This window comes from Streptomyces thermocarboxydovorans, assembly GCF_039524635.1.
Classification (GTDB): domain Bacteria; phylum Actinomycetota; class Actinomycetes; order Streptomycetales; family Streptomycetaceae; genus Streptomyces; species Streptomyces thermocarboxydovorans.
Map to the genome: position 1 here is coordinate 22,840 of NZ_BAAAGU010000041.1, position 25,737 is coordinate 48,576.

The 25,737-nt window shown below is 71.7% G+C and carries 22 protein-coding genes, 2 tRNA genes and 2 pseudogenes; 21 read left to right on the plus strand and 5 right to left on the minus strand.

From position 1 onward, the window contains the following. Nucleotides 1-19 precede the first annotated feature (19 nt). Nucleotides 20-1,093 carry an SCO2583 family membrane protein gene (locus ABD198_RS19680; RefSeq protein WP_344003437.1) on the plus strand — a complete coding sequence of 358 codons (1,074 nt, stop codon included), beginning with the start codon at nucleotides 20-22 and terminating at the stop codon, nucleotides 1,091-1,093. Between the two features lie 27 nt (nucleotides 1,094-1,120). Here the strand turns inward: ABD198_RS19680 and ABD198_RS19685 are convergent, their stop codons facing one another. After that, on the minus strand, nucleotides 1,121-2,209 hold the full coding sequence (locus ABD198_RS19685) for a M48 family metallopeptidase (RefSeq protein WP_344003440.1): 1,089 nt from the start codon (nucleotides 2,207-2,209) through the stop codon (nucleotides 1,121-1,123). An 88-nt stretch (nucleotides 2,210-2,297) separates the two neighbouring features. Here ABD198_RS19685 and ABD198_RS19690 point away from each other — a divergent pair, with 88 nt between their 5' ends. From ABD198_RS19690 to ABD198_RS19735, 10 genes are all read left to right on the plus strand, one after another. Further along, nucleotides 2,298-2,429 (plus strand): hypothetical protein, encoded by a 132-nt coding sequence (locus tag ABD198_RS19690; protein ID WP_277350730.1) that lies wholly within the window; start codon nucleotides 2,298-2,300, stop codon nucleotides 2,427-2,429. A gap of 111 nt (nucleotides 2,430-2,540) precedes the next feature. Next, nucleotides 2,541-2,702: a hypothetical protein gene (locus tag ABD198_RS19695; protein ID WP_344003456.1), complete on the plus strand. Its 162-nt coding sequence runs from the start codon at nucleotides 2,541-2,543 to the stop codon at nucleotides 2,700-2,702. 68 nt (nucleotides 2,703-2,770) lie between these two features. Continuing rightward, nucleotides 2,771-3,409: a nicotinate-nucleotide adenylyltransferase gene (gene nadD / locus ABD198_RS19700; RefSeq protein WP_167996426.1), complete on the plus strand. Its 639-nt coding sequence runs from the start codon at nucleotides 2,771-2,773 to the stop codon at nucleotides 3,407-3,409. 16 nt (nucleotides 3,410-3,425) lie between these two features. Continuing rightward, nucleotides 3,426-5,213 (plus strand): LCP family protein, encoded by a 1,788-nt coding sequence (locus ABD198_RS19705; RefSeq protein ID WP_344003461.1) that lies wholly within the window; start codon nucleotides 3,426-3,428, stop codon nucleotides 5,211-5,213. A 178-nt stretch (nucleotides 5,214-5,391) separates the two neighbouring features. Further along, complete coding sequence (gene rsfS, locus ABD198_RS19710; RefSeq protein ID WP_167996428.1) at nucleotides 5,392-5,838, plus strand: ribosome silencing factor; 447 nt, start codon at nucleotides 5,392-5,394, stop codon at nucleotides 5,836-5,838. Continuing rightward, nucleotides 5,835-6,503, plus strand: a complete 669-nt coding sequence (locus tag ABD198_RS19715; RefSeq protein ID WP_344003464.1) for a histidine phosphatase family protein — start codon at nucleotides 5,835-5,837, stop codon at nucleotides 6,501-6,503. Before rsfS ends, ABD198_RS19715 begins: the two co-directional genes overlap by 4 nt. A 129-nt stretch (nucleotides 6,504-6,632) precedes the next feature. Next, nucleotides 6,633-6,705, plus strand: a tRNA-Ala gene (locus ABD198_RS19720). A 206-nt stretch (nucleotides 6,706-6,911) separates the two neighbouring features. Then, the gene (locus ABD198_RS19725) at nucleotides 6,912-7,085 is read left to right on the plus strand and encodes a hypothetical protein (RefSeq protein ID WP_344003467.1); all 174 of its coding nucleotides are present in this window, start codon (nucleotides 6,912-6,914) and stop codon (nucleotides 7,083-7,085) included. Nucleotides 7,086-7,088: 3 nt separating this feature from the next. After that, nucleotides 7,089-7,322 (plus strand): hypothetical protein, encoded by a 234-nt coding sequence (locus ABD198_RS19730; protein ID WP_006136074.1) that lies wholly within the window; start codon nucleotides 7,089-7,091, stop codon nucleotides 7,320-7,322. 166 nt (nucleotides 7,323-7,488) lie between these two features. After that, a tRNA-Ala gene (locus ABD198_RS19735) sits at nucleotides 7,489-7,561 on the plus strand. Nucleotides 7,562-7,706: 145 nt separating this feature from the next. Here the strand turns inward: ABD198_RS19735 and ABD198_RS19740 are convergent. Together ABD198_RS19740 and ABD198_RS19745 are read right to left on the minus strand one after the other, a co-directional pair. Continuing rightward, nucleotides 7,707-9,320, minus strand: coding sequence for an NADH-ubiquinone oxidoreductase-F iron-sulfur binding region domain-containing protein (locus tag ABD198_RS19740; protein WP_344003470.1), 1,614 nt, complete (start codon nucleotides 9,318-9,320; stop codon nucleotides 7,707-7,709). Further along, on the minus strand, nucleotides 9,317-10,654 hold the full coding sequence (locus ABD198_RS19745; protein ID WP_344003473.1) for a ferric reductase-like transmembrane domain-containing protein: 1,338 nt from the start codon (nucleotides 10,652-10,654) through the stop codon (nucleotides 9,317-9,319). The genes ABD198_RS19740 and ABD198_RS19745 overlap by 4 nt, the downstream gene beginning before the upstream one ends. 500 nt (nucleotides 10,655-11,154) lie before the next feature. Between ABD198_RS19745 and leuS the strand changes: the two genes are divergently transcribed. The 5 genes from leuS to ABD198_RS19770 all read left to right on the plus strand — a co-directional run bounded on the left by leuS (nucleotide 11,155) and on the right by ABD198_RS19770 (nucleotide 19,831). Then, nucleotides 11,155-14,034, plus strand: a complete 2,880-nt coding sequence (gene leuS, locus ABD198_RS19750) for a leucine--tRNA ligase (protein ID WP_344003476.1) — start codon at nucleotides 11,155-11,157, stop codon at nucleotides 14,032-14,034. Between the two features lie 235 nt (nucleotides 14,035-14,269). Then, nucleotides 14,270-15,100 (plus strand): hypothetical protein, encoded by an 831-nt coding sequence (locus tag ABD198_RS19755; protein WP_344003479.1) that lies wholly within the window; start codon nucleotides 14,270-14,272, stop codon nucleotides 15,098-15,100. 72 nt (nucleotides 15,101-15,172) lie between these two features. Continuing rightward, complete coding sequence (locus ABD198_RS19760; protein WP_344003482.1) at nucleotides 15,173-16,018, plus strand: DegV family protein; 846 nt, start codon at nucleotides 15,173-15,175, stop codon at nucleotides 16,016-16,018. Nucleotides 16,019-16,478: 460 nt separating this feature from the next. Beyond that, nucleotides 16,479-17,270 carry a ComEA family DNA-binding protein gene (locus ABD198_RS19765; protein ID WP_425580513.1) on the plus strand — a complete coding sequence of 264 codons (792 nt, stop codon included), beginning with the start codon at nucleotides 16,479-16,481 and terminating at the stop codon, nucleotides 17,268-17,270. Then, a complete protein-coding gene (locus tag ABD198_RS19770) occupies nucleotides 17,267-19,831 on the plus strand; it encodes a ComEC/Rec2 family competence protein (RefSeq protein WP_344003486.1) in 2,565 nt (854 codons plus the stop codon). The genes ABD198_RS19765 and ABD198_RS19770 overlap by 4 nt, the downstream gene beginning before the upstream one ends. A gap of 211 nt (nucleotides 19,832-20,042) precedes the next feature. Here the strand turns inward: ABD198_RS19770 and ABD198_RS19775 are convergent. Next, nucleotides 20,043-20,471 (minus strand): annotated as a pseudogene (locus ABD198_RS19775) (flavoprotein); the annotation flags it as partial. On the opposite strand from ABD198_RS19775, the pseudogene ABD198_RS19780 reads away from it, so the two are divergent. The 4 genes and pseudogenes from ABD198_RS19780 to ABD198_RS19795 form a co-directional block, all read left to right on the plus strand. Further along, nucleotides 20,453-20,983: pseudogene (locus ABD198_RS19780) on the plus strand (arylamine N-acetyltransferase); the annotation flags it as partial. The pseudogenes ABD198_RS19775 and ABD198_RS19780 overlap by 19 nt on opposite strands. A 57-nt stretch (nucleotides 20,984-21,040) precedes the next feature. Further along, on the plus strand, nucleotides 21,041-21,295 hold the full coding sequence (locus ABD198_RS19785) for a hypothetical protein (RefSeq protein ID WP_344003488.1): 255 nt from the start codon (nucleotides 21,041-21,043) through the stop codon (nucleotides 21,293-21,295). Nucleotides 21,296-21,504: 209 nt separating this feature from the next. Next, entirely contained in the window at nucleotides 21,505-22,494 is a 990-nt protein-coding gene (holA, locus tag ABD198_RS19790) for a DNA polymerase III subunit delta (RefSeq protein WP_344003490.1), read from the plus strand. 128 nt (nucleotides 22,495-22,622) lie between these two features. Next, nucleotides 22,623-23,018 (plus strand): nuclear transport factor 2 family protein, encoded by a 396-nt coding sequence (locus ABD198_RS19795; RefSeq protein WP_344003492.1) that lies wholly within the window; start codon nucleotides 22,623-22,625, stop codon nucleotides 23,016-23,018. A gap of 252 nt (nucleotides 23,019-23,270) precedes the next feature. Here the strand turns inward: ABD198_RS19795 and rpsT are convergent, their stop codons facing one another. Next, nucleotides 23,271-23,537: a 30S ribosomal protein S20 gene (gene rpsT / locus ABD198_RS19800; RefSeq protein WP_167996440.1), complete on the minus strand. Its 267-nt coding sequence runs from the start codon at nucleotides 23,535-23,537 to the stop codon at nucleotides 23,271-23,273. Nucleotides 23,538-23,750: 213 nt separating this feature from the next. Between rpsT and lepA the strand changes: the two genes are divergently transcribed. Then, entirely contained in the window at nucleotides 23,751-25,619 is a 1,869-nt protein-coding gene (gene lepA, locus ABD198_RS19805) for a translation elongation factor 4 (protein WP_344003496.1), read from the plus strand. The last annotated feature ends 118 nt before the right edge of the window (nucleotides 25,620-25,737 follow it).

Below are 25,737 nucleotides of genomic sequence, written 5' to 3' on the forward strand. Positions count from 1 at the left end.
GCAGACCTACCCTGAAGATATGGAAGGGCCTGCGGACCCACCCGAGGGGACCCCCGAGGGCACCCCGAGAGGTGGCGAGGACGAGTACCGGTCCGTCGTCTTCGACGAGTCCTTCGTCCGTGCTGCCCGCCTCCAGGAGTACTCCGCCCAGGAACGCATCACCGACCACGCTCCCGCAGTCCGGCGCCGCCCGCCACTGCGCCGGGCCGGGCTCTCCCGGCAGGCGCTGGTCCTCGTCGTGCTGATCGCCCTCGCCTTCGGCACCGCCCTCTACATGGGCATACGCCACCCCTACGAGAGCCCCACCGCACGGGAGCCCGCCGAGCCGCTGCGGATAACGGTGGTGCCGCTCGCCCCCGAGGGCAAGGTGCCCGGCCACACCGACGTCGAACACCTGTACACCAGCAGTCCCGCGGCCCAGTTCCGCATCGGCGCCGAGGGCGTCCCGCTGCCCGCCTCGCGGCGCACCGCGCACTTCTCCGAGAGCCAGGTGGTCTCCGCGCTGACCACGGCGAAGGACTACATCGTCCGCTCCTCGCTCGACCCCGAGGTGCTCACCGGCCGCGCGACCCGCTCGGTGCGGGTGCTGCTCGACCCCGACCAGCTGGACCAGTTCGACCGGAGCAGCACCCGGCCCGCCGCCGACGGCCGGCACGCGCTCACCGGGTGGCTGGTCCGCTTCGACCCCGCCCAGGCGCAGCTGGCCGACCGCAAGGTGCGCGTCCAGGGCACCCTCCAGGCCACCGAGGCCGACTCCTCCACCCTGGAGGTCCTCGCTGACCACACCTTCGTCTACGCGCTGCGCCCGGCCGGCGCCGACCGTGACGCGCGGGCGTCGCTGTTCACCGTCCGGCGCGAGCTGCACTTCCGCTTCGACCGCGAGGACCTGCGGCTGCGCCAGGCCCAGCTGGTCGCCTCGCACGTCCAGGCCGGCCCGCTGTCCTGCGCCGAGGACTCCGCCGCCCGGCTGCGCCCGCTGCTCGCCGGCCATACGGCCGACCAGGGCGGTCCGGCCGGCACCGACCCGTACGTCACCGGCAGCACCCCTGCCCTGTGCGGCGCACTGGCACCGGCGGCCCAGCCGAAGCCCTGACCAGCCGAGCGGTGAGGGACGGCGGGCTCAGTCGTCGTCGCGGGGCGGCTGCTCGTCCTTGGGCCGGGGCGGCTTGGGCGAGGCGAACCCGCTGAAGCCGCGCCGGACCCGTTCGCCCAGGTCGCCGGCGCCGCCCGCGATGTCGTTGACCAGCTTCATCAGCGGGTCCTTGGAGGTCTTCACCTCGTCCGCGTAGGAGCCGGCCGACTCCCGCCAGGAGTCCCGCACCGAGGCGTCCTTGTCCTCGTCGCGGCGCGGGTAGTGACCGTCCATGAGCCGCTGGTAGTCGCGGGAGGCCGCCCACTTCTTCAGCTCCGCCGCCCGCACGGTGGTGAACGGGTGGGAGCGGGGCAGCACATTGAGGATCTTCAGCACGGAGTCGCGCAGATCGCCGCCGGCCTCGTACTCCTCGGCCTGCTCCAGGAAGGCGTCCACGTTCATCTCGTGCAGATGGTTACCGCCGGCGATCTTCATCAGGCCGCGCATGGAGGCCTGCACGTCCTGGCCGACCAGCAGCCCGGCGCGGTCCGCGGACAGCTCCGACTTGCGGAACCACTCCCGCAGCGCCGTCACGATCGCCATGATCGCGAAGTTGCCCAGCGGGATCCACGCCACCCGGACCGCGAGCGAGGTCAGAAACAGCAGGATCGTGCGGTAGACGGCGTGCCCGGACAGCGCGTGCCCGACCTCGTGGCCGACGACCGCCCGCATCTCCTCCTCGTCGAGCAGCTCCACCAGACCCGTGGTGACCACGATGATCGGCTCGTCCATGCCGATGCACATCGCGTTCGGGTTCGGGTCCTGCTTGACGTACATCGGCGGGACCTTCTCCAGGTCCAGGATGTAGCAGGCGTCCCGCAGCATGTCGTTCAGATGGGCGAACTGGCGGTCCGAGACGCGCACCGAGTCCGACAGGAACAGCAGCCGCAGACTGCGCTCCGGCAGCAGGCCGCTCAGCGCCTTGAAGACCGTGTCGAAGCCGCTCAGCTTGCGCAGCGCCACCAGGGCGGAGCGGTCGGCCGGATGCTCGTACGCACGCGAGGAGATCCCGGGGAAGCGCCTGCGCTGCCTGCCCGGCACGTGCTCGTGCCCGTTGTGCTGGTGGCCGTCGGACATGTTTCCCCCAAGTGCGTCGGGTGGCCCCGGGTCCCTGCGTGCTCTGCCGTGCTCCCCGGGCCCGAGGCCCAGCCTAGGCGGGTTTACCGTGGACGGGCAGTACGGCGCCGGACCTGCCAAGGAGACCCAGGTGATCAGGATCGCCCTCGTCGTGATGGTGGTGGGCTGTGCGCTCACCGCGTGGTTCCTGCTCCGCGGTTACAGGCAGAAGGACGACTGAGAGCGCGCGAAGGTTGCCGCAAGCGCGGAGTCGGCGTGATCGTCGCAAAGGCGCCCGCTTACGATGAGCCGACGTCTTTATCCCGCCCACACGCGATAGGTCCTGCCGAAGATGAGCTTCCACAGCACCGCTGCCCAGTTGGTCACCCTTGCCTCCGAGGGCGGAGAGCACGGCAGCCACGAGAGCCTCAGCCCCTACCTCACCGGTGGCGGCGCCCTGTTCGCCCTGCTGCTCCTGCTGTGGATCACCACCCGCTTCAACCGCGACCGCTGAGCCCGTCGCGGGCGGCCAGGGGAACTGGTGACCGAGGCCCGCAGTCCGGGCCGGTAGGGTCTGCACGCATGGGACAGCAGGACATGCCTACCGGCCCCGGCTGCGGCCCCGTGAGGTCGGGCAAGCGCCGCCTCGGTGTCATGGGCGGCACCTTCGACCCGATCCACCACGGGCACCTGGTGGCGGCCAGCGAGGTCGCCGCCCAGTTCCACCTGGACGAGGTGGTCTTCGTCCCCACCGGCCAGCCGTGGCAGAAGAGCCACCGCTCGGTGTCCCCGGCCGAGGACCGCTACCTGATGACGGTCATCGCCACCGCCGAGAACCCGCAGTTCTCGGTGAGCCGCATCGACATCGACCGCGGCGGCCCCACCTACACCGTGGACACGCTGCGCGACCTGCGCGCGCTCAACCCGGACACCGACCTGTTCTTCATCACCGGTGCCGACGCCCTCGCCCAGATCCTGACCTGGCGGGACAGCGAGGAGCTGTTCTCCCTGGCGCACTTCATCGGCGTCACCCGGCCTGGTCACCACCTCAGCGATCCCGGGCTGCCGGAGGGCGGGGTCACCCTGGTCGAGGTTCCGGCCCTCGCCATCTCCTCCACGGACTGCCGTGCGAGAGTCGCCAAGGGAGCACCCGTCTGGTATCTGGTGCCGGACGGAGTCGTGCGCTACATCGCCAAGCGAGCGCTGTACCGCGGCGAGTGAGCCGAGAGGGGCACCGGTGAACGACCGATACGACGCGGGCTACGGGACCGACGGGTCCGCCCCGTACGAGCTCGTCGGCTACGACGAGTACGGCCGGCCTGTGTACCGGCAGGCTCCGCCTCAGCAGGTCCACGACCCCTACCAGCAGCACGGACAGCAGGGGTACGGCTACGACCCGTACGCCACCGGAGCCGGTCAGCCCGGGACCGGGTACGCCCCCCAGGGCGGCTACGACCCGTCGTCGTACCCGCCGGACGCGTCGGGCCAGTCCCAAGGCGGCTACGGAGGCTACGACCCCTACGGCACCGCTCAGCAGCCGCAGCAGCCGCAGCAGCAGCCCCGGCAGCCGCACATCCCCGCCCAGACCCCGCCGCACGCCGCCCAGCCCCCGCAGGGCCCGTACGACCCCTACGGCGGCGGCGCCCGGACCGCGCACATCCCGCACCAGCCCGGGCCCGTCGACGGGGAGCCCTCCGCCCCCGGCGAGCCCTCCGCCCCCGGCGAGCCGGACCGGTCCGCGGAGCCGGAGCGCGAGTACCGCACGGAGCAGTTCGCCTTCGTCGAGGACCCGGACGACGCCTCCGAGGACGTCATCGACTGGCTGAAGTTCACCGAGAACCGCACCGAGCGCCGCGAGGAGGCCCGCCGCCGCGCCCGCAGCCGGCTCATCGCCCTGGCCGTGGTGTTCGCCCTGGTCGCCACCGGCGGCGTCGGCTACCTCTGGTACGCCGGGAAGCTGCCCGGCCTGTCCGGCTCCGGCAGCGGCACGGGCACCACGACCGCCGCCGGGGCGCAGAAGCGCGACGTGATCGTCGTGCATCTGCACGACACCAAGAAGGGCGGCACCAGCACCGCACTGCTGGTGGACAACACCACCACCAAGCAGGGCACCACCGTGCTGGTGCCCAACTCGCTGGCGCTGACGGACGAGGACGGCACCACCACCACGCTCGCCAAGTCCGTCGAGGACGACGGCTCCGAGGCCACCCGGACCGCCCTGGACACGGTCCTCGGCACCGAGATCGAGGGCACCTGGCGGCTGGACACGCCGTTCCTGCTCACCCTCGTCGACCTGGTCGGCAACATCGAGATCGACACCGACACCGACGTGCCCGACCCGGACGCCAAGAAGAAGGGCCAGACCCCGCTGGTCCGCAAGGGGGAGAAGCAGACCCTCAGCGGCAAGATGGCCGTCGCCTACGCCACCTACCGCGCACCCGGCGAGTCCTCCGACGCCCAGCTCAAGCGCTTCGGGCAGGTCATGCACGGGGTGCTGCGCAAGATGACCTCCGACCCGGACGCCGCCACCACCACCGTGCAGACCCTGGGGCAGATCATCGAGCCGCCTCTGACCGACGCGGACCTCGGCTCCTTCCTCGCCCGGCTCTCCGACCTCGCCAAGGGCGGCGACCACAGAACCACCATGCTGCCGGTGCAGCAGGACGGCACCATCAGCGCACGGGCGAGCGACGGCGTGGTCAAGAAGATCCTCGGCGGCACCGCCAAGAGCCCCGACAAGGACGCCGCCGTCAGCGTCAGCGTGCGCAACGCCACAGGGGTGAAGGACAACACCGAGAAGGCCCGGGTGACGCTCCTCAACGGCGGCTTCACCTTCCTGGAGGGCGGCACCACCGGCGCCGCGGCGACGTCCAAGGTCGTCTACGCCCAGGCCGCCGACAAGGAGCACGCCACCGAGGTCGCCAAGACACTGGGCCTGCCCGCGGGCTCCGTCACCAAGGGCGAGGTCTCGGCGGGCGCCAGGGTGTCGGTCGTCCTCGGCCAGGACTACGACCCCGGTTCGTAGGCCTCCGGGCGGCGGCGCGCCGCGTGGTGCTCCGGGGCGGCGCGCCTCGGGGTGCTCCGGCCGGCGGTGACGGGTGACGCGGGGTGGTCCCGCCGGCGGTGAGCAGTAATGCGTCAGGTGCCCTGGCCGGTCCGTGAGACCCTGGAGGGCGTAGTATCCGCCGACCGAAAGCCTTGTAGTGACCGCAACCGACCGTTCCCTCGAGCTCGTCACCACCGCCGCCCAGGCGGCCGCCGACAAGCTCGCGCACGACATCGTCGCCTACGACGTCAGTGACGTGCTGTCCATCACCGACGCCTTCCTGCTCGCCTCCGCGCCCAACGACCGCCAGGTCAAGTCCATCGTGGACGAGATCGAGGAGCGGTTGCAGAAGGAGCTGGGCGCCAAGCCGGTGCGCCGCGAGGGCGACCGCGAGGCCCGCTGGGTCCTGCTCGACTACGTCGACATCGTCGTCCACGTCCAGCACAGCGAGGAGCGCGTCTTCTACGCCCTGGAACGGCTGTGGAAGGACTGCCCCGAGCTGGAGCTGCCCGAGGACGCCAAGGCGACCCGCGGCAAGGCCGCGGAGCACGCCCGGCAGCAGGAGGCCGAGGCCGCCGCGGAGACGGGCGGTGAGTGGCGGTGAGCACCACCGGTGAGGTGGGCGGCTCCCTGACCAGGGGCCGCCGCATCATCCTGTGGCGCCACGGCCAGACCCTCTGGAACGTGGAGCGCCGCTTCCAGGGCACCACGGACGTGGAGCTCACCGAGACCGGCCGCGCCCAGGCCCGCCGCGCCGCCCGGTTGCTGGCCGGCCTGCGCCCGGACGCCATCATCGCCTCGGACCTCAGGCGCGCCGCGGACACCGCCGCGGAGCTGGCCGCGCTCACCGGCCTGGAGGTGACCCTCGAGGAGGCCCTGCGGGAGACCTACGCGGGCGTCTGGCAGGGCCTGACGCACGACGAGATCATCGCCCGGTACGGCGACGAGTACGCCGCCTGGAAGCGCGGCGAGCCGGTGCGCCGGGGCGGCGGCGAGCTGGAGACCGAGGTCGCCGACCGGGCCGCCCCGGTGGTGCTCCGGCACGTGGAGAAGCTGCCGGAGGACGGCACGCTGGTCGTCGCCAGCCACGGCGGCACCATTCGTACGACCATCGGCCGGCTGCTGGGTCTCGCCCCGCACGACTGGGAGAGCCTCGGCGGTCTCACCAACTGCTGCTGGTCCGTCCTCGGCCAGGGCGCCCGCGGCTGGCGGCTGCTGGAGCACAACGCCGGCACGCTGCCGGAACCGGTGCTGGGCGACGACGACTGAGACGGCGACCGGGCAGGTCGCGCCGGGCCGGGACCGGGATTTCACTTTCCGGCAGGTCACAGGCTAAAGTTCTTCTTGTTCGCCCGCCGAGCGGGGCCCGAACAACATGCGGCTTGGCCGCGTGACCAAGGGGCTATAGCTCAGTTGGTAGAGCGCCTGCATGGCATGCAGGAGGTCAGGAGTTCAATTCTCCTTAGCTCCACAGCTCGACGGAGAAGATCCCGTCCCCCTCAGGGGGCGGGATTTTTTCGTTCTCCGGGTTGAGCAGACCACGTCCGACAGGCGTATACCTCTACGAGGCGCCCATTCGTGTCCCGACCGGTACCACGGCGTCGCTGACCGTATTGGCCCGGTCGTGGCAGAATCAAACGGCCGGAAGGGGGCGCGGCCCGACGGGAGGGAGTTGCGATGCCTGCGAGCATCCGCGAGGAGGTCGGACACCTCCTCACAGCGGTATTGACGCTACGGACCTCGACCCGCATCCACTGCCCTTCCTGCGGTTCCGCCCATGTCGCCCAGGTGCTCGGCGACAACGGCGGCATCTCGTACGTGTGCACGGCCTGCGGCCACAGCTGGAGCTGATCGATGGGTGCACACAGGCGGAAGTGCGACTGGTGCGGCAGCGGGACGCCGATCGTCCGCGACATGGAGCCGATCAACCCCGACTACCAGTACTGGTGCGAGGAATGCGCGCGGGCGCTGATCATAAAGGGCGACCCCATCGAGACCTACCGGGAACTCGAGGGGGAGCCGATCTACGGCCGGCTCCTGGAGGAGCACTGCACACTCAAGCGGTTCTATTCCTTCGTGACCGCTTGAGGCGACGGCCGTGACGGCCCGGTCCGACGGCCCGCCGCCCGAGAGGCTCCTTGATCGAAAGAACAAAGGTGCCAAATCGGGCACACCGGAAACGATTTGGTGTTGGACCCGGTGGACCGTGTAATGTTGGCGTCGCCGCCGGGGAAACCCGGAAGGCGGACAACAAGGGGCTATAGCTCAGTTGGTAGAGCGCCTGCATGGCATGCAGGAGGTCAGGAGTTCAATTCTCCTTAGCTCCACAGAAAGATCCCCCGGTCCTGACGGACCGGGGGATCGTCGTTTGTGCGGCTGCGTACGAGCCTGTACCCGCCGTGTACGGCCCGCTACGCGCCCCGGGCGCGAGCCCCGGTGGTGTACCGGGGCCCGCGCGCCGCGGGCGCGTCCTCAGCGCCCCAGGGCGCGCCGTCCGCGGCCCTGGGAGAGCACCGGCAGATTCCGGGTCGGGGCCTTCGCCTGCGGCCCCTCCTGCTCGATGCGCAGGGCCAGCGCCGGGCAGCGGCGCACCGCCCGCATCGCCTTGGCCTCCGCATAGCGCGGCACCGGGGCCTGAGCCACCGTCGGGAAGCCGTCCGCGCCCAGCTGGAAGACCTCCGGCAGGATGTCCGCGCACAGGCCGTGGCCCCGGCACAGCGTCCAGTCGACGAAGATCTTCTGGCGGCTGGGGCCGTTCTCCTCCGACTGCCCGCCGCCCGGGATGCCCGTCGGGGCCCTGCCCCCCTCGAACAGCGGCAGAACGCCGTGCACGGGCCGTCCGCAGCCGTTGCCGAGGACATGGGCGGCCAGGTCGTCGGTGAACGCCTTGACCGTCGACTCCAGGAACATCGCGGAGCCGTCCGGATGCGAGCAGGCGCCGCGCCGCTTGACGTTCTTGGCGACCTGCTTGAGCGCCTCCAGGGCGGCCGGGCCGCCGCCGTTGAGGATGTCCTCCATGCCGCGCGCGGCGGCAGGCAGACCGAGGTAGCAGGGGCCGCACTGGCCCGCGCTCTCCTCGGCCAGCCACTGCGCCACCCGCAGCGACTCGCCCAGCGGGCAGGTCTCCTGACTGATCGGCAGGATCGCGCCGGCGCCGAGCGAACCGCCCACCGCGTCCAGCGAGTTGCGCGAGACGATCGCCTCGTTGACGGTCGCCGCGTCGATCCACTTGCCGTGGTAGCCGCCGGTCAGCACGCCCTGCGGCACCGGCGGCGCCCCGGCCAGCTGCAGCACATAGCGCAGCGGCACGCCCGTCGGCACCTCGATCACCATGGGACGGGCCACCGCCCCGGACACCGTGAGCATCACGGTGCCCGGCTCGTCGTACAGGCCCGTGTTGCAGTAGCGCTCCGGGCCGATGCGGGCGGCGATGGCGAGCTGCGCGAACGTCTCGGCGTTGGACAGCAGGGTGGGCGCGCCGCCGACGCCGCTCTTGGAGGCGCTGATCTTGCGGCCGGGCGGGATCGCCGGGCCGCCGTCGATGGAGCGGATCAGGGAGGCGGCGGCGCCGGTCACCATGCGGACCGGGTTGCGCTGCACCCACGCCCGCAGCGCCGAGCGGCGGCCGTTGCTCAGGCCGCGCTCGGCGAGCGCCTCCTCCATCGAGCGCTGGGTCGACTCACGGGTGACCCCCACCACGAGCGTGCGGGCCCCCATCGCCTCGGCGCACAGCAGCGCGCCGTCCAGGATGAGATGCGGGGCACGGTTGATCAGTACCGTGTCCTTGCGGCAGGCCGGTTCGTCCTCACTGCCGTTGACGACGACGACCGGCCGGACACCGCGTTTGATCGCCGATTCGGCGACCGAGCGCAGCTTCTTGTGGAAGGGGAAGCCCGCGCCGCCGCGTCCCCTGAGATTGATGCGCTCGGCGAGCGACGCGAGTTGCTCGCCGCCCATCGGCTCGAGCGGCCCGTGCACCTTGAGGTGCATGGGCAGATCGAGCCGGTCGACAAGGTCGAAGCCCGACGTGAGCTGGGGAAGGCCGACGACGCGGACTTCGGGGACGTCGGGCAGGGCCTCGTTCACTTATAGCCTCCGGAAGGCATGTTCCAAGGTTCGCCCGAGCCCGGAGCGTCGAAGTCGTAGGACGAGGACGCACCGGGGAGTGTTTCAGTGGCGGGACCGCTGTTGTACGTGTCACTCGGGTTGTACGTCCCGGAGAGGGGGTTCGTCTCACCGGTGTCGTACACATCACTCGAGCCGTAGCCGGATCCGACCGGATTGTTGTAGGCCGGGATGGTGTATCCCGTGTCGTTGAGCGGGTCGTAGGCCGACGGCGGGGCCTCGCCGACCGGCGGCGGGGACGGGATCGGCCAGCTGCCCGAGGCGCTGGAGGGGGAGTCCACCCGCGGCATGCTCCCGGTCGAGTCCATCCGGGGCAGGCTGCCCGTCGAGTCCACCTGCGGAATGCCGCCCGTGGAGTCCATCCGCGGCAGGCTCCCCGTGGAGTCCACGCGCGGCATGCCGCCGGTGGACTGCAGGTCGAGCGGGGACTGCGTGGCGGTCCGGTCCGTGAACTGCGGCATCTGCTGGGTCTGGGCCGGCGCCGAGACCGCCCGGTAGGCGGCGGCGAAGCCGTTCGCGGGCTCCGCGGCGGCCGGCCGCTCGGCCTTCTCGAAGCGCGGGCCGTCGCCGCGCTTCGACCCGCCGCCGCCCCGGCCCTCGTAGCCGGGCAGCGTGGCCTCCGCGGCCCGCGACCTGCTCTCCTCCAGCAGCTCCTCGCGCCGCGGCTGCTCCTCGGTGATGCCGAGGAAGTTGCGGATCCCGTCCGCGACCTTGCGCTTGACCGAGCGCGGGGAGGCGCGCAGCACCAGAGCCGCGGTGACGCCGAGCACCGACAGGCCGTAGAGGATCATGAAGATCGGCTTGGCCGCTCGACCCGCGTAGAGCCCGTGGACGAGCGCCGCGCACCAGGCCGGGTAGGCCAGCATGTGCATGGCCCGCCAGCGGGCGGCGACGGGCGCCGGGGTGGCGAAGCGGTTGCGCAGTATGCCCGTGATGCCCACGAAGATCATCAGCATCGCGGCGATCGTGCCGAGGCCGATCAGGAAGGTCCGGCCCATGACCACCTCGTCGTCGGTGAGGGCCAGGCCGAAGGGGATCACTGCCGCGATCCACGAGGTGTGCTCGAGGATCAGCTTGATGGCTATGTGCACCAGCAGGAAGGCGATCGAGGCGACCGCCGTGCTGCGGTGCACCGCCTGCGCCATGATCCGCTGACGCACCCCGAGCAGGACGCGGTCCTGGGCGACCAGGCCCCAGATCACCGAGCAGCTCAGGCACACCAGCGACAGGACGCCCACGCCGAAGTTGAGGAACTCGAGGATCCAGTCGTCCGCCGTGCTGTCGTCCGGCCTCACTGCCTACCTCCCCGCGTCTCGGCGGCGGACGGGTACGGCGTATCGGCAGCCGGCCGGCCCTTCACGGGCGGCGGGCTGCTGTGTGGAGGCAGGTTCATGGGGCAACTCCGAACGGTTCGGTAAAGCGGTCCCGCTGCCGCACTCTAAGCCCAGTGATACCGGTGGGTACGAGGTTTGAGTTATTGCGCTGTTATCAAAAGAGCATCTGGTCGTTGTAATGCCCCTTAGTGACTGTTACGCGAAGTAACTTTTGCGCGGCGTTCAGGCGATACGCGCCGGGAAGCGCGTCGCGACCGGCTCCGGCGCTGCGGTACCCTTGCGCCATGCGTGCCGTACGCCTTCTGCTTAGCGGGCCGCGCTGATCAGTCCCGGCCACCGCCCGAGACCCGTTCGCATCGGGTGGCCGGAGTCGGCGCGGCGTCCCCTCCTGTGCGAGGGGATTTTTCATTTCCCGGAAGTCGCAGGTCGCAGGCAGAGACGATCGATGGAGCTTTGAGGACATGAGCGAGACGAACCCCGCTGCCGCCGCCGCGGAGGCCGCGCCGCACCGCTACACGGCCGCCCTGGCCGCCGAGATCGAGGCACGCTGGCAGGACTTCTGGGACGCCGAGGGCACCTACGCCGCGCCCAACCCCACCGGCGACCTGGCGGGCGACCCCGAGACGGTCGCCAAGCCCAAGAAGTACATCATGGACATGTTCCCGTACCCCTCCGGTGCGGGCCTGCACGTCGGCCACCCCCTGGGCTACATCGCCACCGATGTCTACGCCCGGTTCCAGCGCATGACCGGCCACAACGTGCTGCACACCCTGGGCTTCGACGCCTTCGGCCTGCCCGCCGAGCAGTACGCGGTGCAGACCGGCACGCACCCGCGCGTGTCCACCGAGGCCAACATCGAGAACATGAAGACCCAGCTGCGCCGGCTGGGCCTGGGCCACGACAAGCGCCGGTCGTTCGCCACGATCGACCCGGACTACTACAAGTGGACCCAGTGGATCTTCCTGCAGATCTTCAACTCCTGGTACGACGAGAAGGCCCGGAAGGCCCGCCCGATCGCCGAGCTGATCGCCCAGTTCGAGTCCGGTGAGCGCGAGGTACCGGGGCACACCCGCCCCTGGAGCGAGCTGAGCGAGGCCGAGCGCGCCGACGTGCTGGGCGAGTTCCGCCTGGCCTACGCCTCCGACGCGCCGGTCAACTGGTGCCCCGGCCTGGGCACCGTGCTGGCCAACGAGGAGGTCACCGCCGAGGGCCGCTCCGAGCGCGGCAACTTCCCCGTCTTCAAGGCCAACCTGCGCCAGTGGAACATGCGGATCACCGCCTACGCGGACCGCCTGCTGGAGGACCTGGAGGCGCTGGACTGGCCCGAGGCCATCAAGCTGCAGCAGCGCAACTGGATCGGCCGCTCCGAGGGCGCCCGCGTCGACTTCCCGATCGACGGCGAGCGCATCACCGTCTTCACCACCCGCCCCGACACCCTGTTCGGCGCCACCTACATGGTGCTGGCGCCCGAGCACCCGCTGGTGGAGAAGTTCACCCCGCAGGAGTGGCCCGAGGGCACCCACGAGGTGTGGACCGGCGGCCACGCCAGCCCCGCCGAGGCCGTCGCCGCCTACCGCGCCCAGGCCGCCGCCAAGTCCGACGTCGAGCGGCAGGCCGAGGCCAAGGACAAGACCGGCGTCTTCATCGGCGCCTACGCCACCAACCCGGTCAACGGCGAGCAGGTGCCCGTCTTCATCGCCGACTACGTCCTGATGGGCTACGGCACCGGCGCCATCATGGCCGTCCCCGGCCACGACTCCCGCGACTTCGAGTTCGCCCGCGCCTTCGAGCTGCCCGTCCGCTGCGTGGTCGAGCCCACCGACGGCCGCGGCACCGACCCGGCCACCTGGGACGACGCCTTCGTCTCCCACGACGCCAAGATCGTGAACTCCTCCGGCGAGGACATCTCCCTGGACGGCCTGAACGTCACCGAGGCCAAGGCCCGCATCACCGAGTGGCTGGAGAGCAGGGGCTACGGCGAGGGCACCGTCAACTACCGGCTGCGCGACTGGCTGTTCAGCCGCCAGCGCTACTGGGGCGAGCCCTTCCCGATCGTCTACGACGAGGACGGCATCGCCCACGCCCTGCCCGAGTCGATGCTGCCGCTGGAGCTGCCCGAGGTCGACGACTACTCGCCGCGCACCTTCGACCCGGACGACGCCGACACCCAGCCCGAGACGCCGCTGTCGCGCAACGAGGAGTGGGTCAACGTCACCCTGGACCTGGGCGACGGCAAGGGGCCCCGCCGCTTCCGGCGGGAGACCAACACCATGCCCAACTGGGCCGGTTCCTGCTGGTACGAGCTGCGCTACCTGGACCCGCACAACAGCGAGAAGCTGGTCGACCCGGAGATCGAGCGCTACTGGATGGGCCCGCGCGAGGGCATGCCGCACGGCGGTGTCGACCTGTACGTGGGCGGCGCCGAGCACGCCGTGCTGCACCTGCTGTACGCGCGCTTCTGGTCCAAGGTGCTGTACGACCTGGGGCACATCTCCTCGGCCGAGCCGTTCCACAAGCTGTTCAACCAGGGCATGATCCAGGCCTACGTCTACCGCGACAGCCGCGGCATCGCGGTGCCGGCCGCCGAGGTGGAGGAGCGCGACGGCGCCTACTACTACCAGGGCGAGAAGGTCACCCGCCTGCTGGGCAAGATGGGCAAGTCCCTGAAGAACGCCGTCACCCCGGACGAGATCTGCGCCGAGTACGGCGCCGACACCCTGCGCCTGTACGAGATGGCGATGGGCCCGCTGGACGTCTCCCGGCCCTGGGACACGCGTGCGGTGGTCGGCCAGTTCCGGCTGCTGCAGCGCCTGTGGCGCAACATCGTCGACGAGGCCACCGGCGAGGTCACCGTGGTCGACGCCGAGCCCGACGAGGACACGCTGCGCGCCCTGCACAAGGCGATCGACGGGGTGCGCCAGGACCTGGAGAACCTGCGCTTCAACACCGCCATCGCCAAGATCACCGAGCTGAACAACCACCTGACCAAGGCGGGCCGGCCGGTGCCGCGCTCGGTCGCCGAGCCGCTGGTGAAGATGATCGCGCCGCTGGCCCCGCACATCGCCGAGGAGCTGTGGCACCGGCTGGGCCACAAGGAGTCCGTGGTCTACCAGGACTTCCCGGTGGCCGACCCGGCGTACGTCGTCGACGAGACCGTCACCTGCGTCGTGCAGGTCAAGGGCAAGGTCAAGGCCCGCCTGGAGGTGTCGCCGGACATCTCCGAGCAGGAGCTGGAGCAGGCCGCCCTGGCCGACGAGAAGGTCGTCGCGGCGCTGGGCGGGGCGGGCATCCGCAAGGTGATCGTGCGGGCGCCGAAGCTGGTGAACATCGTTCCGGCTTGATCATTGCCCCGGGGTCCTGCGGGGGACTGGTCCCCCTTGTGGGGAGCCGGGGCATCTCCTGCGGGGAGCCTGATCTCCCTTGTGGCGATCCGGGCGTCCCCTACGGGTAGCCGGGGCGTCGTCTGCGGGCAGGTTCGGGGTTCCGCCGGAACTCCGGGCCTGCTCGTTGCGTTTACCGTGGAAGAGCGGCGCGGAGTGTGCCGGTACAGGTGCTACGGCCCTCAGGAGGAGCCCCGTGGAGGCAGTGTTCGCAGTCGTCGTCCTGCTTTTCGTGCTCCTGATGGTGCTCGGCGCCTACGCCACGGTGAAGGTCGTCGGCGCCGCCAAGCGCAGTGCCGACCGCCACATCACCCAGGCCCGCCGCACGGTCGAGGACCACACCCTGAAGGTCAAGTCCCTGGTCGCGCCCGGTGCCGCGGGTGAGGTCGCCCAACTCCGGCTCAAGCTGCGCACCTCCATGCGGGCCACCCAGGACACGCTCCAGGCGGCCGCCGCCGAGGACGAGTCGATCAAGGAGTCCCTGGCCCTCTTCGAGCGCCTCAGCGCCCACGGCCACGAGCTGGACGCGGAGCTGCGCCGGCTCGAGGGCGAGCCGGACCGGGCCACCCTCGCCGAGCGGCTGCCCGGCCTGCGCGAGCGCACCGAGCGCATCACACAGTCGGCGGATTCCCTGCGCTGGGCCGCCCGCGACCGCGCCCGCCGCTTCGCCGAGGACGACCTGGAATCGCTGAGCACGCAGATCGGCATGGAGGCCGGGGCCCTGCGGCACTGGACCACCGAGGAGCCGCCCGCGGGCGGGCAGCCGGCGGGAGGGCAGACCGCCTCCGGGAGCGGGCAGGTGGCTTCCGGGAGCGGGACGGGCCGGTCGGCCGCCGGCTCGCGGCCCGCCGCCGCGCCGTGGCCCGAGGCGCCCGCACAGTCCCCGACAGCCGGTCAGACCTGGCCCGAGGAACCGGCCAAGGCGCAGGAGCCGGAGCCCGAGCGGCAGCGGCCCGCCATCGCACCCTCCGCACCGCGCCCCACCTACCCCTGGGAGAAGAAGCGCCGCCCCGAGAGCACCACATGATCCGGACACCGCAGCACCCCGCCCACGGGGCCGGGCTGCCGTGCGGGCGGCGCGCCAGGTAACCTCCAGCTCATGTCCCGCCATGTCGCGATCGTCACGGATTCAACGGCCTACCTCCCGGCCCGGACGATGGAGCGGCACGGCATCACCTCGGTACCCCTGACCGTGGTCCTCGGCGACCGCGCGCTGGAGGAGGGCACCGAGATCTCCACCCGGTCCCTGGCCCAGGCGCTGCAGAAGCGGCGCCCGGTCACCACCTCACGGCCCGGCCCCGAGGTCTTCGCCGAGACGTACCGCAGGGTCGCCGAGGCCGGCGCCACCGGCATCGTCTCCCTGCACCTGTCCGCCGAGCTCTCCGGCACCCACGACGCGGCGGTTGTCGCCGCCAGGCAGGCACCGGTGCCGGTGCGGGTCGTGGACACCGGCATGATCGCCATGGCGCTCGGCTTCTGCGCGCTGGCCGCGGCGCAGACCGCGGAGGCGGGCGGCACGGTGGACGAGGCCGTCACGGCCGCCGAGAAGCGCGCGGCGGGCACCTCCGCCTACTTCTACGTCGACACCCTGGACTATCTGCGCCGCGGCGGCCGGATCGGGGCGGCGCAGGCCCTGCTGGGCTCCGCCCTCGCCGTGAAACCGCTGCTGCAGCTGGCGGACGGGCGGATCGAGCCGCTGGAGAAGGTGCGCACGGCGTCGAAGGCGATCGCCCGGCTGGAGGAGATCGCGGCCGAGCGGGCGGGCGGCGCGGAGGTCGACATCGCCGTGCACCATCTGGCGGCGCCGGAGCGGGCCTCGGCGCTCGCGGAGCGGCTGCGGGAGCGGATCCCGGGGCTGGCGGATCTGCATGTCAGCGAGGTGGGGGCGGTGATCGGGGCGCACACCGGGCCCGGGTTGCTGGGGGTTGTGGTCTCGGCGCGGTAGCCGGCGGGCGGGCTCGGTGGCGGGTGGGTTCGGTTGCGCCGGGGCGGGTGGGCTCGGCGAGCGGGCGGATGACGCCCGTGGCTGACACGTACGGGTGACGGAGTTGTCCACAACCTGCGGGTAGTCCACGGAAATCGAGCAAGATCATCGCGGTTACGGCGAGGCCCCCGATCCTCGTCGCATGGCACTTCGATCACGTTCACGCACAGCCACTGCAAGCAGCGGACCGGGCCGCGGCCCCGCCTCCGACGGCCGTGTCCGTCACCGGCGGCCCCGTCACGGTCGCGGGCACCGGCACCGGGACCGTGACGCCTCGGCGGACGAACTCCGGCGCCGCGCGGAGGCGTTGTTCGGGTCGCGGGGCGGGCGGCGGGTGCCGAGCTGGGCTTGGCGCGAGGATCCGCCGGAATCCTCGGTGGCGCCGGGCGGGCCGGATGCGCCGGACGTGCCAGTGGCGCCAGTGACGCCGCCTGCCGCGACGGACGACGAGCAGACGAACTCGGAGGAGGCCCCCGGCCCCACGCCTGATCTGCCCAGCCGCCGGGAGCGCTGGGGTCTCGCCCTCCGGGAGCGGTTACCGCTCTGGATCCAGTCGCGGTGCGGGATGGAGCGCCGGAGCCTGATCGCCCTGTCGGTGGTGCTGGTGGTCGCGGTGGGCTTCGCCGTCCAGCACTTCTGGACGGGACGGACCCAGCCCGTGGAGCCCCCGGAGGTGGTACGGGCGGCCGCGGCACCGAGCGTTCCCGAGCCGACCCCGACTGCTGCGACGAAGGTCCCGGCCTCCGCCGCCGCGGAGATCGTCGTGGACGTCAGCGGCAAGGTGCGTGACCCGGGCGTCCATCGTCTGCCGGCCGGCTCCCGCGTCGAGGACGCCCTGCGAGCGGCGGGCGGAGTGCGCCCCGGAACGAAGACCGACGGACTCAACCGGGCCCGCTTCCTGGTGGACGGGGAGCAGGTCGTCGTCGGAGGCCCTGCACCGGGGCCCGCGGCAGGCGGGGCCGGCACGACGGCCGGAGGCGGGACCGGGACCGCAGGCGCGGCAGGAGCTGCCGGCCCCACCGCTCCGATCTCCCTGAACACCGCCACACCGGAGCAGCTCGACACCCTGCCGGGCGTCGGCCCGGTGCTGGCCCAGCACATCATCGAGTACCGCACCCGCAACGGCGGTTTCCGCTCGGTGGACGAACTGCGCGAGGTGAACGGCATCGGCGACCGCCGCTTCGCGGAGCTGCGGGATCTCGTACGGCCATGAGCGGCGTACGGGACACCCCCGGCACTCGGTCACTGGTGCACGCCCGCTCCGGGCATCCGCTGGGAGCCGCCCGGCCACGCCAGGAGGGGCCGGCGGATCTCCGGCTGGTGCCACCGGCACTGGCGGCCTGGGCGACGGCGGCCGTGATCCTGCCCGCCCCCTCGGGTGTGGGCGCGGGGATGGTGGTCGTCGCCCTGCTCGCGGCAGGCGTGCTGCTCGCCCTCCGGAGGAGCAGCCGCCGCGCACGGACACGCGTCTCCGCCTCGGCCCTGCTGGTGTGCATCGCCGCGGCGGCGGCATCGGCCGGCCTCCACGGGGCGGATCTGCGCCGGGGCCCGGTACCGGCGCTGGCACGGGAGTTCGTGACCGTCACGGCCGAGGTCGAGGTCACCTCCGACCCCCGGCTCAGCCGCCCCCGCGTCAGCGGCGCCCACCTGGCTCCGCCGGTGGTGCTGATCGAGGGCGAGGTGCGCCGGGTCCGGCGAGCGGACGGCGGACCCGAGCAGCTGACCCGGACCCCGGTCCTGCTGATCGTCGACCCCCGCTCGGGAAAGACCGGCACGACCCGGACCAGCCCCCCGACGACACCAACCCCCACGGCTCCCCGGTCACGTGACGCCCGTTCGGCCTGGCTGGGACTGCTCCCCTCCACCCGTGTGGCCGTTGAGGGGCGGCTCGCTCCCGCGCTCGTGGGCGGGGACCGGTTCGCCGCCGTCCTGCGCGTCAAGGGCCTGGGCGGACCGGGCATCGTGGGCGAACCGTCGGCAGTGCAGCGCTTCGCGGAACGGCTCCGCGCCGGTCTGCGCGAGGCGACCGACGGGCTCTCCGCCGACGCGCGGGCACTGCTGCCGGGGCTGGTCGTCGGCGACACCTCACGGATCACGCCCGAGCTGGACGAGGCGTTCCGGGAGACCGACCTGACGCACACGCTCGCCGTCTCCGGCGCCAACTTCACCATCCTGCTCGCCCTGCTCCTCGGCCCTCCCGGCATGGCCCAGCGCGCGGAGCGCCGCGGCCTGGCACCCCGGCTCGGCATCCCGCTCCGGGCGACCGCACTCATGGGAGCCGTGCTCTCCCTCGCCTTCGTCGTGGTGTGCCGGCCCGACCCCAGCGTGCTGCGGGCGGCGGCCTGCGGATCCGTCGCCCTGCTCGCGCTCGCCACCGGCCGCCGCAGATCCCTGATCCCGGCGCTGGCGACGGCCGTCCTGCTGCTGGTGCTCTACGACCCCTGGCTGGCCCGCAGTTACGGCTTCCTGCTGTCCGTGCTGGCCACCGGCGCGCTGCTCACGCTCGCACCCCGCTGGAGCACGGCGCTGCAACGGCACGGGGTCCCGCCCCGGCTCGCGGAGGCCCTGGCCGCGGCCGGTGCGGCACAGGCCCTGTGCGCTCCGGTGGTCGTCGTGCTCTCCGCCCGGGTGAGCCTGGTCGCGGTGCCGTGCAATCTCCTCGCGGAGTTCGCCCTCGCACCGGCCACCGTGCTGGGCTTCGGCGCGCTGGCCACCGCCCCGTGGGCGATGCCGGTCGCCAAGGCGCTCGCCTGGTGCGCGAGTTGGCCCACGGAGTGGATCGCGCAGATCGCCCGCACCGGCGCCGCCCTGCCCGGCGCGGGCGTGGACTGGCCCGGCAGCTGGACCGGCGCGGCCCTGCTCGGCGCGCTCACCCTGGCCGCGCTGCTCGCCGGACGGCGGCTGCTGCGGCACCCCTGGTGGTGCGGGGCGTGCGCCCTGCTGCTGGTGCTCGTGGTGCTGCGCCCGCCCCCGCTGACCCGCGCCGTCACCGGCTGGCCCCCGCCGGGCTGGCGGATGGTGATGTGCGACGTGGGCCAGGGCGACGCGCTGGTGCTGGCGGCGGGCGAGGGCACCGGCGTGGTCGTGGACACCGGCCCCGACCCCGAGCCGATCGACCGCTGTCTGCACTCCCTCGGCATCACCACCATCCCGCTCGTCGTCCTCACCCACTTCCACGCCGACCATGTGACAGGCCTGAGCGGAGTGCTGCGCGGACGTTCCGTGGGCGCCATCGAGACCACGGGACTCCAAGAGCCCGAAGAGCAGGCGGCATCGGTCCGCAGACTGGCGGCCGCCCGGGGCGTCCCGCTGACCCGTGCGGCCGCCGGGGAGCAGCGGCGCACGGGAGAGCTGACCTGGGAGGTGGTGTGGCCGCCCCCGCCCGGAACCGCTCCCCCTGAACCCCTGGGCCCGAACGACGCCAGCGTGGCCATACTCGTCCGCACGGCCGGCCTGCGCCTCCTCCTGCTCGGCGACCTGGAACCCCCGGCCCAGCGGGCCCTGGCCCGCTCACCGGCGGGCGCGGCACTCGCCAACGTGGACGTCCTGAAAGTCGCCCACCACGGCTCGGCCTACCAGGACCCCGGCCTGCTGCGCCGAGCCGCCCCCCGGCTGGCCCTGATCAGCGTCGGCGCGGACAACTCCTACGGCCACCCCGCACCCACCACGGTCGCTGCCCTGCGCGCCCATGGAGCGATGGTGCTCCGCACCGACCGGCACGGAGCACTGGCGGTCACCGGCACACCCGGCGCGCTGCGAGTCGCCGAGGACTGAAGGCACCGAACTGAACGCACCAAGCTGCACGCACTGGACTGTCGGGGTAGGTCTCAACGCCCCACCCTGCCACCACCACAGCATCCCCGGGCCCGGCCACAGCGCCGGGCCCTCGAACAGGAGCAAGGCGGACCAGGACCCTTCACAGTGGCTACCGCCCGCTGCTGAGGTGCACTTCTCGCGGCGCTCCGTCCGGGTGCGCGCCTGACTACTACTTGGCGACGGCATCCTCCACGGCATCGAGCACCGCGTGCCACGGGTACTCCTTCGGTCGGCCCTGGCCCGGCTGGTTCGGCACGAATCCGCTCTCGCCGTAGAGGACGTGCACGCCCATGTCGCGCAACTCTGTCACGCTCCGCTCGAACTGCCGGTGCTGCGCGTAGGCCGCATTGACACACGGCATCGTCACGAGCGGGATGCCCTTGCCGATGCCCTCGGCCACCACCCCGACGATGAAGTCGCGGGTGATGCCCAGGGCCCAGGCGTTCATTGTGTTGAAGGTGGCGGGCGCGACGGCGATGACGTCTGCCTTCGGCCAGACGTCGGGCTCGCCCGGCATCTTGTAGTCGGAGCGGACTGGGTGACCGGTGAGCAGTTCAAGCTCGGTCTGCTGCGGGGCGAGCCATCGGGCGGCGGTCGGTGGACGGCGGCGACTGGCTGACCGACGTGGGCTTCGGCGCCCACAGCCACTACCCGCTGGCCCTGGCGGAGCGGGGCGATCAGGAGGACCCCGGCGGCACGTTCCGGATCGCCGAGGCCGGGCCCGACGCGGCCGGGGTGCGGGGCGGAACCGACCCCGACCGGACGGGGGACCTGGACGTGCTGCGCAACGGCAAGCCGGCGTACCGGCTGGAGCGCCGCCCGAGGGTGCTCGGTGACTTCGTGACCGGGGCCTGGTGGCACAGCACCTCGCCCCGCTCCCACTTCCGGCAGTCCCTGGTCTGCTCACGGGTCACCGAGGACGGCGGCCGGGTCACCCTCAGCGGCCGCAAGCTCGTCCTGACCGGCGCGGGTGACGGCGAGCGCGAGGAGCGGCAACTGGACACGGACGAGGAGGTGCTGACCGCCTACCGGGACCGTTTCGGCATCCGGCTCGACCGGGTGCCCGCGGTGCGGGAGGTGCGCGAGGTGCGGGAGGTGCGCGAGCCGTGAGGCGGCATCCCGGGTGACCGGGACGTGCGGACCGGGCCCCTCGCGGCGGACCCGAGAATGGGTGTCGTGAGTGAGGTGCGACATGTACTGGTGCTGCCGGACCGGGACGCCGCGGAGGAGGCCGTCGAGGCGCTGGCCGAGAGGTTCGCAGTGAACGAGAAGGTGCGGATCGTCCGCGACGCCCTGGCCGGCGAGGACGACGCGGAGGACGCCCAGTGGCTGGTGCCCCTGCGGGACGAGGACGAACGCCTCGACCCCGGGGAGCTGGACCGCTTCGCGGCGGAGTGGGACGGCTGGCGCGAGGAGCCGTAGCCACCGGCCGGCCGCCGGTCGGTCTCCAACCCGCCCTCCCCGGAGACGCACACCCCGTGTCCGCCGGGACGACGGCCCGCGTCCGCCGGGACGGCGGCTTGCGTCCGCCGGGACGGCGGCTTGCGTCCGCCGGGACGACGGCCCGCGTCCGCCGCGACGGCAACCCGTGCCGCCCCGCCCTGTCAGTGCCCCGTGTCATCCTTGTCGCGATGGCCAGGAAAGCTGCTCAAGACGATCCCCTCGCTCCGGTGACGCTCGCCGTCGGTCAGGAGGAGCTGCTGCTCGACCGTGCCGTGCAGGAGGTCGTCGCCGCGGCGAAGGCCTCCGACGCCGACACGGACGTCCGTGACCTGACCCCGGACCAGCTCCAGCCGGGCACCCTCGCCGAGCTGACCAGTCCCTCGCTCTTCGCGGAGCGCAAGGTCGTGGTGGTGCGCAACGCGCAGGACCTGTCCGCGGACACCGTGAAGGACGTCAAGGCGTATCTCGCCTCGCCCGCCGAGGAGATCACGCTGGTGCTGCTGCACGCGGGCGGGGCCAAGGGCAAGGGCCTGCTGGACGCCGCGCGCAAGGCGGGCGCCCGCGAGGTGGCCTGCCCCAAGATGACCAAGCCGGCGGACCGGCTGGCGTTCGTGCGCGGCGAGTTCCGTGCCGCGGGCCGGTCGGCCACACCGGAGGCGTGCCAGGCGCTGGTCGACGCCGTGGGCAGTGATCTGCGGGAGCTGGCCTCGGCGGTGTCCCAGCTTGTCGCGGACGTCGAGGGCACCATCGACGAGGCGATCGTCGGCCGGTACTACACCGGCCGCGCCGAGGCGTCGAGCTTCACGGTCGCCGACCGGGCGGTCGAGGGGCGGGCCGCCGAGGCGCTGGAGGCGTTGCGCTGGTCGCTGGCGACCGGGGTCGCGCCGGTGCTGATCACCAGCGCGCTGGCGCAGGGCGTGCGGGCCATCGGGAAGCTGCAGTCGGCGCGCGGCGGCAGGCCCGGCGATCTGGCCCGCGAGCTGGGCATGCCGCCGTGGAAGATCGACCGGGTGCGGCAGCAGATGCGGGGCTGGACGCCGGACGGGGTGGCCGTGGCGCTGCGCGCGGTCGCCGAGGCGGACGCGGGGGTGAAGGGCGGCAGCGACGACCCGGAGTACGCGCTGGAGAAGGCGGTCGTCACGATCGCCCGCGCGGCGCGGTCGAGGGGCCGGGCGTAAGGGCGCGTCAACGGGCGCACCGGCGGGAGCCGTCCGCACCGGGTGATCGAGTCGCCTCCCCTCCCCGGAGGAGGAGAATCGAGAGTGTCAGCCTCGGGTCGCCGGTATACGGGAAGGTGGCGAGCGCCATGGCTGAACATCCGCACGCAATGCTCGTACGCAAGGGATACGGAGCGTTTATCGAGGGGGACCTGGACGCCTTGCGCGACCTGTTGTCGTCGGACGCCACCCACCATGTTCCCGGCACCGGGATCATCTCGGGTGACTACAAGGGACGGGACGCGATCCTCGACATGTACCGCCGGCTCGGCGAGGAGACCGGAGGGACCTTCCGTGTCGAGCTGGGCCAGATCTTCGTGGACGGCCGGGGGCACGTGATGTCCGTGCACCACGCGATGGGCGACCGGCAGGGCAAGCACCTGGACGAGGACGGCGGCATCGTCTTCCGGATCGTCGGCGACAAGATCACCGACCTCGACGAGTGCGTCGCCGACCTCGACGCGGCGAACGACTTCTGGGCCTGAGAGGCCGCACCTACGGGCCTCTGGCCTGTATGACCCCCCAAACACCAGACCCCCGGAACACCGAGGACCCCGTCCGTCACCCTGGGGAGGGGTGAGCGGACGGGGTCCTCGTTCACAGCTGATGAGCTCGTACCCGCGTGGCGAACGCAGGCCGCGTACGAACTCGGTGTGCCGGTCGGGGGCGGATGAGAGAGGGCCCGCCCGGGTCCTTCCGGCGATCAGATCAGCAGATCGACCGGCTTCGGGAGCCGGTCAGCCCTTGAGGGCCGCGACCTTCTGAGCCAGGGCCGACTTCTTGTTGGCGGCCTGGTTCTTGTGAATGACGCCCTTGGAGGCAGCCTTGTCGAGCTGACGCGCGGCAGCGCGCTGGTACTCGACGGCCTTCTCGACGTCACCCGCGGCAACGGCCTCGCGAGTCTTGCGGATCGCGGTCTTCAGAGAGGACTTGACGGCCTTGTTGCGCAGCCGGGCCTTCTCGTTGGTCTTGTTCCGCTTGATCTGGGACTTGATGTTCGCCACGAATGAGCCTTTTCAGAGTTGTTCTGAGTTGCCTCAGGTGGTACCTGAGCCTTCGGGAGTGTCTCGCGCGAGAGGGCATGAGACACAGCGCCCTAGACTACCAGCGGCTCTTTGCCCGGCCCAAACCGGTCGCCGCTCCCCACCCGTGGGACCATGGAGACTACGTATCGATCCGACCCGAGGCATAAGGCGCCTCAAGAGACAGGACCCTGCGTGCCCGCGACCCCTAACCATGTGCCCGAACCGAGCCGTACCGACCCGGCTCTGATCCGCAACTTCTGCATCATCGCGCACATCGACCACGGCAAGTCCACGCTCGCCGACCGGATGCTCCAGCTGACCGGGGTGGTCGAGCAGCGGCAGATGCGCGCTCAGTACCTCGACCGCATGGACATCGAGCGCGAGCGCGGCATCACGATCAAGTCCCAGGCCGTGCGGTTGCCGTGGGCACCGACCCACGACAAGGGCAACACGCACATCCTCAACATGATCGACACCCCGGGGCACGTCGACTTCACCTATGAGGTGTCCAGGTCGCTCGCCGCGTGCGAGGGGACCATCCTCCTCGTCGACGCCGCCCAGGGCATCGAGGCGCAGACCCTCGCCAACCTGTACCTGGCGATGGAGAACGACCTCACGATCATCCCGGTGCTGAACAAGATCGACCTGCCGGCCGCGCAGCCCGAGAAGTTCGCCGAGGAGCTCGCCAACCTGGTCGGCTGCGAGCCCGACGACGTGCTGAAGGTCTCCGCGAAGACCGGCTTCGGCGTCGAGGCACTGCTGGACAAGGTGGTCGAGGAGATCCCCGCCCCGGTGGGCGTCAAGGACGCCCCGGCCCGCGCGATGATCTTCGACTCGGTGTACGACTCCTACCGCGGTGTGGTGACGTACGTCCGGGTCGTCGACGGCCAGCTCAACAAGCGCGAGCGGATCCGGATGATGTCCACCGGCGCCACCCACGAGCTGCTGGAGATCGGCACCAACTCCCCCGAGATGCTGCCGGCCGACGGCCTCGGCGTCGGCGAGGTGGGCTATCTGATCACCGGTGTGAAGGACGTCCGCCAGTCCAAGGTCGGCGACACCGTCACCACCCAGCAGAAGGGTGCCGAGGAGCCGCTGGGCGGCTACAAGGACCCCAAGCCGATGGTGTTCTCCGGTCTGTATCCGCTGGACGGCTCGGACTACCCGGAGCTGCGCGAGGCGCTGGACAAGCTCCAGCTCAACGACGCCGCCCTGGTCTACGAGCCGGAGACCTCCGCCGCGCTCGGCTTCGGCTTCCGCGTCGGCTTCCTCGGCCTGCTGCACCTGGACGTGATCCGGGAGCGGCTGGAGCGCGAGTTCGGCCTGGAGCTGATCGCCACCGCGCCCAACGTGGTCTACCGCGTGATCATGGAGGACGGCACCGAGCACACCGTCACCAACCCGAGCGAGTTCCCCGAGGGCAAGATCCACGAGGTGTACGAGCCGGTGGTGCGCGCCACCATCCTGGCGCCCTCGGAGTTCATCGGCGCGATCATGGAGCTGTGCCAGGCCCGCCGCGGCACGCTGCTCGGCATGGACTACCTCTCCGAGGACCGGGTCGAGATCCGCTACACCCTGCCGCTGGCGGAGATCGTCTTCGACTTCTTCGACCAGCTGAAGTCCAAGACGCGCGGCTACGCCTCCCTCGACTACGAGCCCACCGGCGAGCAGAGCAGCTCCCTGGTCAAGGTCGACATCCTGCTGCACGGCGACAAGGTGGACGCCTTCTCGGCGATCACCCACAAGGACCAGGCATACGCGTACGGCGTGCGGCTGGTCGCCAAGCTCAAGGAGCTGATCCCGCGGCAGAACTTCGAGGTGCCGGTGCAGGCCGCCATCGGCTCGCGGGTCATCGCCCGGGAGACCATTCGCGCCATCCGCAAGGACGTTCTCGCCAAGTGCTACGGCGGTGACATCTCCCGTAAGCGGAAGCTGCTGGAGAAGCAGAAGGAAGGCAAGAAGCGGATGAAGATGGTGGGTTCCGTGGAGGTTCCGCAGGAGGCCTTCATCGCTGTTCTGTCCAGCGACGACAGCGCGGGCACAGGCAAGGGCAAGAAGTAACCGGAAGCGAACCGAGGGTCACGTACGAAGCGGGCGAAAAGGGGTCCGCCGCACGAAAGTGGGGCGGACCCCTTCGCGTCCGCGGGGTAGCTCTCTGTGCGAAGCGACAGGCCGCAAA

What these genes read in the sequence shown, in the direction of transcription:
- ABD198_RS19680 (WP_344003437.1), top strand. Translation starts at nt 20, where the DNA reads ATGGAAGGGCCTGCGGACCCACCCGAGGGGACCCCCGAGGGCACCCCG.
- ABD198_RS19685 (WP_344003440.1), bottom strand. Translation starts at nt 2,209, where the DNA reads ATGTCCGACGGCCACCAGCACAACGGGCACGAGCACGTGCCGGGCAGG.
- ABD198_RS19695 (WP_344003456.1), top strand. Translation starts at nt 2,541, where the DNA reads ATGAGCTTCCACAGCACCGCTGCCCAGTTGGTCACCCTTGCCTCCGAG.
- nadD (WP_167996426.1), top strand. Translation starts at nt 2,771, where the DNA reads ATGGGACAGCAGGACATGCCTACCGGCCCCGGCTGCGGCCCCGTGAGG.
- ABD198_RS19725 (WP_344003467.1), top strand. Translation starts at nt 6,912, where the DNA reads ATGCCTGCGAGCATCCGCGAGGAGGTCGGACACCTCCTCACAGCGGTA.
- ABD198_RS19730 (WP_006136074.1), top strand. Translation starts at nt 7,089, where the DNA reads ATGGGTGCACACAGGCGGAAGTGCGACTGGTGCGGCAGCGGGACGCCG.
- leuS (WP_344003476.1), top strand. Translation starts at nt 11,155, where the DNA reads ATGAGCGAGACGAACCCCGCTGCCGCCGCCGCGGAGGCCGCGCCGCAC.
- ABD198_RS19760 (WP_344003482.1), top strand. Translation starts at nt 15,173, where the DNA reads ATGTCCCGCCATGTCGCGATCGTCACGGATTCAACGGCCTACCTCCCG.
- ABD198_RS19770 (WP_344003486.1), top strand. Translation starts at nt 17,267, where the DNA reads ATGAGCGGCGTACGGGACACCCCCGGCACTCGGTCACTGGTGCACGCC.
- ABD198_RS19785 (WP_344003488.1), top strand. Translation starts at nt 21,041, where the DNA reads ATGGGTGTCGTGAGTGAGGTGCGACATGTACTGGTGCTGCCGGACCGG.
- holA (WP_344003490.1), top strand. Translation starts at nt 21,505, where the DNA reads ATGGCCAGGAAAGCTGCTCAAGACGATCCCCTCGCTCCGGTGACGCTC.
- ABD198_RS19795 (WP_344003492.1), top strand. Translation starts at nt 22,623, where the DNA reads ATGGCTGAACATCCGCACGCAATGCTCGTACGCAAGGGATACGGAGCG.